Raw genomic sequence first — 1,925 nt, forward strand, 5'->3', positions numbered from 1 at the left:
TTTTGTTTTTTTTTTTTTACTCAACCCTCCAGAAGCTCCACCCCCGGGGGGGGGGGGGCCCCCCCACCCCCCCCCCCCCCGCCAACTGCTCGTGAAGCTGGGCGCCGGAGGACTGACCCTGGATGCCGTGGCCGGAGACGGCGGCCTCGCCGTCGCCGACGTGGAGGCCGTCTTCCCGCACCGGGACGACCTGCTGACCGCCCTGGTCATCGACGCCTACGACGACTCGGCCGCCGCCATGGAGCGGGCCGACGAGGCCGCCCGGGCGGCCGGCGCCACCGCGGGCGCGCGGCTCCTCGCCGTCACGCGCGCCCTGCGGGCGTGGTCCTTCGCCAACACCGCGGAGTTCACGCTGATCTACGGCTCGCCCGTACCCGGCTACCACGCCCCGCAGGACACCGTCCCGCCCGCCTCGCGCACCCCCGCGGTGCTGGCCGGCATCGTACGGTCCGCCCTGGAGGCCGGTGAACTGACCCCGCCCCGGCGGGCGGTGCCCGGGCCGCCGCTGCTGCGCCCCGAGGCCGTCGAACTGTTCGGCGGGGTCCCCGAGGCCCCGTTCTCGGACCTCGTCGAGCGCGGCATCGTGCTGTGGAGCAGCCTGATCGGACTCCTGGTGTTCCAGGTCTTCAGCCGTACCCACGACAGCGTCCGCGACGAGTCCGCCTACTTCGACTACGCCATCGCGGTGGCGGCCGAAGGCATCGGACTCGCCGTCCCCTCGGACCGGACCACCGTCACCATCACCGACTAGACCGTCTGCCGCGCGTGCGGCACCGGCGGGGAATCAGGCCGTGAACACCACCAGAACCCTTTGCTTCGTCATCGCGGCGCTCTCGTCGTACGCCGCACTCGTCTACCGGCTGAGCCAGGTCCGGCGGAGCTGGCGCGACAGCGCCTACCGCACGCTCGTGATCACTCTGCTGCTCCAGTGCCTCACCTTCACGATGGGCGCCGTCGCCATGGGAGGCGACACCTTCCTGGGCGTCGGCAACCTCGCCATCCTCGTGATGCACGTGTCGGCGGTCGCCTTCTGCGTCAGCGCCCAGATCATCCTGCTGCGCTGGGCCACCGCCACCGAGGAAACGGTGCGCAGGGCCCGCTACTGGCTGATCACCGGCATCGCCGTCAACGCGTTGCTGATCGCGCTGTTCTTCATCGCCGACGGTCCCGGCCGGCCGGCGACGGACTTCAACACGGGCAGCGGCCAGCCGCTGGTCCTCGTCTACCTCCTGGTCTTCATCGTGTCCCAGGCGGTTCCGTGCGTCACCATCTTCCGCCAGTGCGGCCCCTACGCGCGGATGACGGACAAGGCCTCGCTGCGCCAGGCGCTGCACATGCTCTCCGTCGCGGCGGTGATCCTGTTCCTCTACTGCCTGTGCAGGACGGTGAACATCCTCACGGCCGCGGCCGGGATCGACATCGGCGCCTGGACGGTCGCCGCCTCGGTCTTCAGTGCGGCGGGCATCGTCACGCTCTCGCTCAGCCTCACCATCTCCTCCTGGGAGGGGCCGGTCGCCAGACTGACCGACTGGGCGCGCAGGTACCGCTCCTACCGGGCGCTGTACCCGCTCTGGCGGGACCTGTACGAGTCCTCGCCGGACATCGTCCTGGAGCCGCCGGGCTCCGCTTCGGTCTCGGACCTCGACTACCGCCTGCACCGCCGGGTCATCGAGATCCGGGACGGGTGGCGGGACCTGCGCCCCTACATCGACCGCTCCGCGCACGGCGGCGACGCGGCGGATCCCGGGGCGGGCGAGGAGTACCGGCAGGCGTTCGCCGAAGCCGCCCAGATCAGACAGGCGTTGAACGCCAAGCGCGCCGGAACCATCCCCGATCACAACAAGGACGCCGGCGACTTCGACGACCGGGACCCGGACAACTTCACCGCGGAAGTCGCCTGGCTCACCAAGGTCGCGTCCGTCTAC

Annotated in this window: 2 protein-coding genes; both read left to right on the top strand. The window is 70.9% G+C overall.

Going from position 1 to position 1,925, the window contains the following annotated elements:
* Nucleotides 1–85: 85 nt before the first annotated feature.
* Nucleotides 86–751, top strand: coding sequence for a TetR-like C-terminal domain-containing protein (locus tag ACFV0Q_RS41150; protein ID WP_385013184.1), 666 nt, complete (start codon nucleotides 86–88; stop codon nucleotides 749–751).
* A 40-nt stretch (nucleotides 752–791) separates the two neighbouring features.
* A partial coding sequence (locus ACFV0Q_RS41155; RefSeq protein WP_385013182.1) for an MAB_1171c family putative transporter occupies nucleotides 792–1,925 on the top strand: 1,134 nt, incomplete at its 3' end.

The sequence above is a fragment of the Streptomyces sp. NPDC059564 genome (assembly GCF_042735575.1).
GTDB lineage: Bacteria > Actinomycetota > Actinomycetes > Streptomycetales > Streptomycetaceae > Streptomyces.